This is a genomic window from uncultured Wocania sp. (genome assembly GCF_964021735.1).
GTDB lineage: Bacteria > Bacteroidota > Bacteroidia > Flavobacteriales > Flavobacteriaceae > Wocania_A.
Window position 1 is genome coordinate 1 of the sequence record NZ_CAXIBN010000152.1, and the last position, 7,618, is coordinate 7,618.

Genomic DNA, 7,618 nt, shown 5'->3' on the forward strand with positions numbered 1-7,618 from the left:
TCGTCGGTAACGGTTATGCTTACTGTGGCGGTTGAACAACTTGCCGTTGGTGTATCATCATCACATATCGTATAAGTAAATGTATCAACTCCTACAAAACCTGTTGCTGGGGTGTAATCGAAAGTGCCATCGTTATTGGTGACTACTGTTCCCCCATTACTGCTCGTAGCATCGAAACTTGTGATGGTGGCTCCGTCTATTACGGTATCATTACTTAATACATTGCCTGTTGTTACCAAGGTGTCTTCGCTAGTACTTGCTGTATCGTCTACTGCTATTGGATTGCCTTCGTCGGTAACGGTTATGCTTACTGTGGCGGTTGATGTTTCTCCATCTAAATCTGTAATCGTATAAGTAAATGTATCAATACCTACAAAACTGGCTGAAGGTGTATAAAGAATTGTATCATCGGTTGGGTCATTTGGTGTACCATTATTATTTACTGTTACAGTTCCTCCTTGTCCTGTTGTACCACTAGGTAAAGTTATAGATCCTGAATTTGGTCCATCTCCTCCAAAACTATCTGCTCCGTTACCATTATCTACTAACACATTAATTACATTATTTGAGCTTCCCTCTGTTATGCCTGTGATAGTGTCATCTTGAGCTGTTGGAGTATCATTTATCGGATTAATTACAACACTCAAAACATCGCCAGTTCCAATAGGATCAACTAAATCATCACCCCTTGCCTTAGAAACTGTATTAGTAATAGTTGTGCCCCCTGTGGCACCATCAACTGTTACCGTAATAACTATTTGTGCAGTGTTACCAACATTTAAATCTCCTACAGACCATAACCCTGTAAGATTGTTATATGTGTTTTCTGTTCCTCCTGTTGCAACGGCACTTACGTAGGTAACTCCCGACGGCAATACATCTGTAAGATTTACTCCAGTAACATCTTCTGGTCCATTATTAGTTGTAGTAATAGTATAAGTAATTGTTGAACCAACTGCTGGTGTTGCATTACTAACAGTTTTAACAGTAACTAAATCTGATTCTGTTACCATACTAAAACAATAATCTATAGCTGGAAAAACACCACAATTAAAAGACGTTATAAAATTATCTGCTGTTGAACCATCACCTACATTACCTTCAGATCTATGACCGACAAAACAAGGTATAGGATTACCATATTTTTTAAGTAAAGTATAATGGCCAGAATTGGCAACGTATGTAGCATACTCAACTCCTTGAGTAAAACCAGCAGGAACAATTGGTAGGTCTTGGACTGTAGCAGCAGCACTAGAAAGCATATTACTAGAATTATCTCCCCAAAGATATACTGTACCATCACTTGTAATTGCTGAAGCAGCTGGATGACCTGTACTTACACTTGCTGCATTTATAAAAACAACATTATCAAAATCACCAGCACCTTCTGCTACTGGATTTTGAACTATTTGCCATGTTGTTGAATCAGTTGTTGAACCAATTCCTAGTTGCCCTCTGTTATTATCTCCAACGCAATATATTTTAGAATCTAATGGATTTAAAGCAAAATAAGACACATCTTCGCCACTACTTGCACCTCCTGTAATTGCTATCATGCTAGGTACAGCAGCAAAAGGAGCTGTCATTAATGTTGGTACATTTCTTGAAGAAAACCCTGTACCATTTGCTAGTACTGTTCTTAACCCCCATGTATAGAAAGCTCCAGCAGAAGTTACAGCAAAAATTGCATCTTCAGTTACCTTTAATAAAGACACATTACTTATTGCTGATTGATGCCATAATGAATTAGGAGTTCCTGTAGAACCGTCACCAAAAAGTTGAGAATCGTCATCCGCCATAACATAGACGTCTCCACTATTAGTAAGTAATACTAAAACACCTCCTGAAGCTGCCATATATGAAATATCTCCAGGTAAAATTCCTGAAGGCAAAGACATAGATTGAAATGTTGTAGAACTTGTAATTGAACTATCAATAACAGCACCCTCTGTTCCCCAAACATATAAACCTGTTGTAGTCAATAAAAAAGATTGAGGGTTACCAGAGCCTTGAACATCACCTTGAGCTGCTAATAAAATATATCCTGTATAATTATAGCCATTTGCAGGAGTAACATCTTGATGGGAATATATAGTAGATCCATTAGCTCCCATTTTATCACCCCATACTTCAAGACCTGTTGTTGTTCTTGCCATAGTACTATGATATCCAGCTATTAATAGCTCAGATTGATTAGTAAAAGGTAAAGGTGGACATGAATACTGCCCGAAAGCTGAATACCCAAATGCCAAAAACAGTAATAAAGTATGTTTTAAATTTAGGTGTTTCTTAGCATATTGTTTAAGTAGTGGTTGTTTAATAAAATTTTTCATTTATTGTCGAGATATAGTTTGTTGCTGAGATGTAATTTTTATTAACTATCATTATGTGTAAAAAAAACATTTAATCGATGTTTTTAACACTTAATCATTAATTTTAAGCATTTAATCGATGTAAATGTAATCTGATATTGTGTTTTTTACTCCTTTAATGTTCTAAAACGGTGTTAAAATGTTCTAAAAACATAAAATGGATGTAATAGTTATAATTAAATGCTTTTTGGTATACTTTAAATAGAACTAATTTTATTTAAAATATTTAGTTTATAGGTTTTTCCTATGGGAAGAATCTCATCGCCTACTTTTAATGAAGAGTTATTTATTTGTATTAAGTACATAGAATTAATTATAAACCCTCTATGTATTCGAATAAAACTACTTGGTAATTTATCTATTATTTCGTTTAAACTAAAACGAACAATATACTTTTGTTTACTTTTTAGAACAATCTCTATATATATGTGTGAACTTTTTATATATAAAATATCTTCTAAAATAACTTTTACTAAAGCTCCTTTTTCTTTAACAAAAATAGAATCTTTTATAATTAAAGCTTCATTATTAGCTTTGTCTTTATTCTCAGTATAATTATGAATAACAATTTCTATGGAAGCATAGAGTTCGTCTTTCGTAAAAGGCTTTATTAAATAAGCAGGAGGTGCTAATTTTTTAGCTTCATTTATTGTAACAACATCTGCGTTAGATGTTAAAAAAATAAAGGGAAAGTTGTATTCTTCTTTAATTTTTTTTGCCAACTCTAAACCTGTTTTTTTTCCAGAAAGCTGAATGTCTAATATTGCCAAATCTGGTTCTTGAGTTTCAATAATTTGTATAGCTTCAGAGTAGTTTATTGCTGGTTCTAAAACTGTATATCCAATATTTTTTAATGTACTACAAATATTATCTGCTATGATAATCTCGTCTTCAACAACTAAAATTTTTGTTTTTTCCATACTTACCTATCAAATAATAATAATAATTCTATTTTAAAAAATTAGTCAATTTTTTTTCTAGCATTTATATCTTTAAAAACAATTGAAATCTTTAGTCCATTATCATTTTCAAATTTTAAACTACCTTGTAATTGCTTAACTAGCCTTAAAACTAAGTGTAATCCAAACTTCTTTATTTTATCAATATCCTCTTCATTAGTAACCCCATGTCCATTGTCATGTACTAATAGTTTATAGTTTTCATTATCGATTCTTTTTATAGATACTAATAAATAGCCTTCACTCTTTCCTTTAAATGCATGCTTGTAGGCATTAATAATTAGCTCATTAATTATTAAACCAAGTGGTGTTGCTGTATCAACATCAAAAAACACTTCATCTATATCTGTATCAATTTTTACTTTTTTATTTGTATCATCAAAAGCTGATAACCCTAAGATTAAATGCTTTACATAATCTTTAAAGTTTACTGAATTTTTATCATTGTTGTATAATTTTTGATGTATTAAAGCCATAGAGTTTACTCTATTTTTACTATCCACAATAAACTCTAAAGCTTTCTCATCATTTATTCCTTGTGCTTGTAATTCCAACAAACTAGATACTATTTGGAAATTGTTTTTAACACGATGGTGAACTTCTTTAACAAGTAATTCTTTTTCTTTTAGTGTTTTATTTATTTGGTTATTTTTAATTTTAAGTATTTTAGATTGTTTCCCTATGCGTCTTATAAATAAAATTGATGCCAGTAATACAATAGAAACTAATGTTATGATAACAATATATAAATCGGTTGTTTCCTTCTCATGCTTTAATTCTAACTCTTTACTTTTTACAGCCTGTTGAGTCTTAAAATTAGCTAAAGCATTTGATAAATCTTCCGAATATATTTTTCTTGTTAACGTAACACACTTGTCTTTGTAGTAAATGCTTTTTTCGAAAAAATCTAATTTAGCTAATGTATTTGCACTTTCATTAAGAACATGAAAAAAGTCATTAGGGTTTAATCGTTCCTCACTTAGTTTTTCTATTTTTTCGCAAAACTCAACTATATTAGATACTTTAAATTGATTAAATATTGATTCTTTAATTGAAGAGTCTATTGATAAAGTACCTAAGTATTTGGCATACAACGAATAGCTTAATATTCTCGTATGTTCATTACCATATAATTCAGCTAATAATTCTTCAACACGATTGCTGTTATCTCCTTTATAAACATAAGCATCAATTAAATGAATAAGCGTACCCACATAATACGAGCTCTTTGGCTTCAAGTCATTTTCAATATCCAAACTTTCTTCGCTTGTTTTTATATACTTATCTAACTCACCTTCAATTACATAAAAGTCACATAAATGATATAAAAAGGCTATAATTAATTCTTTATCCTCAAGTTTTTTTGCTGTTTCAAGGCTTTTTAAGCATAACGATTTACCATTTTCTACATCGTTTTGTATTTGATATAAGACTATTTCATGTATACTTATTAGTAATTTAGATTTAACAACATTAATGTCTTTGTCGTTAAACTTATTTACATAACGCTCTAACTTGCTTTGTTCTTTATTGGCTTCAGCCATGTTAATTTCATCCCGTAATTTTGAAATTTGCAACCATTTAATTTTTACAAAATCATAATCTATTTCTTTTAAATTAACAGATGCCTTTATTGTTGTATTAATATAATTAGATACATCTTGGTAATTCAAGTCTGTTCGATTATAGATGTTAGATATAAATTGAAAATAATCTGAATTACTAGCTTTGTTTTGAACAATTCTATTTAATAATTTGCCATAAGATTTTTGAGTTTGTTTTGAAATATATGACTTAACTGAATCTATTTGTTTACTAATAATAAAGTTCTCAATTTTATTATTTAAATTTTCAGAATTATTTTGAGCATAAAAGCTAATTACAAGCAATAATTGCGTTATAATTAATATAGAAGTTTTAAAAACATTACTCATTAGCAGTAGATACAAAGCTTCTTAATAATTTATATGAGAGGAAGCTTAAAAAAGATTTTAAACTATTAATGTTTATACCCTTGTAATTAAATATTAACAAATGTTAATATTGCTAAAGTATTGGATAATGTTAAAAAAACCAAAGCTTTATTAAACAATTTCATAAATCTTAATTTCAATTGTAAACCTATAACTAGAAATATATTTTTAAGTGATTTTTAGAATATTAATTCTAAAATTTACTTAACAAAAATAGGAGCGATACTCCTTAATTTCTATTTTTGCGACTTGTAAAAAAATCTATGAGTTTTTTAAAAGAAATACAACGCAGACGAACCTTTGGTATTATTTCGCATCCAGATGCTGGTAAAACAACGCTAACAGAAAAATTGTTACTGTTTGGTGGCGCTATTCAAGAAGCTGGGGCCGTAAAAAGTAATAAAATCAAAAAGGGAGCGACAAGTGATTTTATGGAAATTGAACGTCAGCGTGGAATTTCGGTAGCAACTTCGGTTTTGGCTTTTGAATATAATGGAATTAAAATTAATATTCTTGATACACCAGGGCATAAAGATTTTGCAGAAGATACATTTAGAACACTTACAGCAGTAGACAGTGTTATTGTGGTTATTGATGTTGCCAAAGGTGTTGAGGAGCAAACCGAAAAATTAGTTGAAGTTTGCCGCATGCGCAATATACCTATGATTGTATTCATTAATAAAATGGATAGAGAAGGTAAAGATGCATTTGATTTATTAGATGAAATTGAACAAAAATTAGGATTGAAAGTAGTGCCACTAAGTTTCCCTATTGGGATGGGTTATGATTTTAAAGGTATTTATAATATTTGGGAGAAAAACGTTAATTTATTTAGTGGTGATAGCAGAAAAGATATTGAAGAGACTATCGAAATTTCAGATTTGTCCTCTTCAGAATTAGATACATTAGTAGGAGAAAAAGCAGCAAATACACTAAGGGAAGAAATTGAATTGGTTGAAGGTATTTATCCATTTTTTGATAAAGATGAATATTTGCAAGGCAATCAACAACCCGTGTTTTTTGGTTCTGCATTAAACAACTTTGGAGTAAGAGAATTACTGGATTGTTTTGTAGAAATAGCTCCTAAGCCAAGACCAAAACAAAGTGAAGAGCGCTTAGTAAAACCTGATGAAAATAAATTTTCTGGTTTTGTTTTTAAAATTCATGCCAATATGGATCCAAATCACAGAGACCGTTTAGCTTTTATTAAGATTGTATCGGGTAAATTTGAAAGAAACAAACCTTATTTACACGTTAGAAATAACAAGAAAATGAAATTTTCTAGCCCTAATGCTTTTTTTGCTGAGAAAAAAGAAATTGTAGATATATCGTATCCGGGAGATATTGTTGGACTACACGATACAGGAAACTTTAAAATTGGGGATACACTTACCGAAGGTGAAAGCATCAATTATAAAGGTATACCAAATTTTTCTCCTGAGCATTTTAGATATATTAACAATGCAGATCCATTAAAATCGAAGCAACTTTTTAAAGGTATCGATCAATTAATGGATGAAGGTGTAGCACAATTATTTACTTTAGAGCTAAATGGACGAAAAATAATTGGAACTGTTGGCGCACTGCAATACGAGGTAATTCAGTATAGATTAGAACACGAATACGGAGCAAAATGTACTTACGAAAACTTAAATGTATTTAAAGCCTGTTGGGTAGATCCTAAAAATTCAAATAGTGATGAGTACAAAGAATTTGTTAGGGTTAAACAACGCTTTCTTGCTAAAGATAAACAAAATCAGTTAGTCTTTTTAGCAGATTCTTCTTTTTCTTTACAAATGACTCAACAAAAATATCCAAATATTAAATTTCATTTTACATCTGAATTCGAGTAATTTAAGCATGTAGTTCATCGATTATTGTTTTAAAAACTTGTATTTTATCTTTATTTTTATACATTTAATCGATTATTTTAAGTCTTAAGTTTCAAAGTTATATACATTTAAAATAGAATCATAACCCCAAATATGACCTACTTATGGAAACAAATGCAAATGTTTTCAGTAATTCAGATATTACTGTAACCTATAAACCTTGTGTGTGCATTAACGCAGAACGTTGCGCACGAGATCTTTCCAATGTTTTTAGAGATTCCGTTATTCCTTGGATAGACTTAGATGGAGCCCCTACTAAAAAAATTATCAAGCAAATAAAGAAGTGTCCTTCTGGTGCGCTGCAATTTCATGTAAATAAAGAAGTCGCATATATATAGAATATGAACAAAAAAAGCCTTTAAAAAACTAATTTTTTAAAGGCTTTTTTTTATGCTTGACCTGTTGGCCCAAAGTTTAATGGA

5 protein-coding genes are annotated in these 7,618 nt (G+C 30.4%); 2 read left to right on the forward strand and 3 right to left on the reverse strand.

What is annotated here, in order from left to right:
• The 3 genes from AADI82_RS12080 to AADI82_RS12090 all read right to left on the reverse strand — a co-directional run.
• The coding region (locus AADI82_RS12080) for an Ig-like domain-containing protein (RefSeq protein WP_341216685.1) at positions 1-2,333 on the reverse strand (2,333 nt) is incomplete at its 3' end.
• 236 nt (positions 2,334-2,569) lie between these two features.
• Positions 2,570-3,292 carry a response regulator gene (locus tag AADI82_RS12085; RefSeq protein WP_341216686.1) on the reverse strand — a complete coding sequence of 241 codons (723 nt, stop codon included), beginning with the start codon at positions 3,290-3,292 and terminating at the stop codon, positions 2,570-2,572.
• 41 nt (positions 3,293-3,333) lie between these two features.
• Complete coding sequence (locus tag AADI82_RS12090; RefSeq protein WP_341216687.1) at positions 3,334-5,265, reverse strand: sensor histidine kinase; 1,932 nt, start codon at positions 5,263-5,265, stop codon at positions 3,334-3,336.
• Positions 5,266-5,567: 302 nt separating this feature from the next.
• Between AADI82_RS12090 and AADI82_RS12095 the strand changes: the two genes are divergently transcribed.
• Positions 5,568-7,157 (forward strand): peptide chain release factor 3, encoded by a 1,590-nt coding sequence (locus AADI82_RS12095; RefSeq protein ID WP_341216688.1) that lies wholly within the window; start codon positions 5,568-5,570, stop codon positions 7,155-7,157.
• 143 nt (positions 7,158-7,300) lie between these two features.
• Positions 7,301-7,534 carry a (4Fe-4S)-binding protein gene (locus tag AADI82_RS12100; protein ID WP_341216689.1) on the forward strand — a complete coding sequence of 78 codons (234 nt, stop codon included), beginning with the start codon at positions 7,301-7,303 and terminating at the stop codon, positions 7,532-7,534.
• Positions 7,535-7,618: the final 84 nt, after the last annotated feature.

Coding starts and splice junctions, on each gene's coding strand:
- AADI82_RS12090 (WP_341216687.1), bottom strand. CDS start 5,265: ATGAGTAATGTTTTTAAAACTTCTATATTAATTATAACGCAATTATTG.
- AADI82_RS12085 (WP_341216686.1), bottom strand. CDS start 3,292: ATGGAAAAAACAAAAATTTTAGTTGTTGAAGACGAGATTATCATAGCA.
- AADI82_RS12100 (WP_341216689.1), top strand. CDS start 7,301: ATGGAAACAAATGCAAATGTTTTCAGTAATTCAGATATTACTGTAACC.
- AADI82_RS12095 (WP_341216688.1), top strand. CDS start 5,568: ATGAGTTTTTTAAAAGAAATACAACGCAGACGAACCTTTGGTATTATT.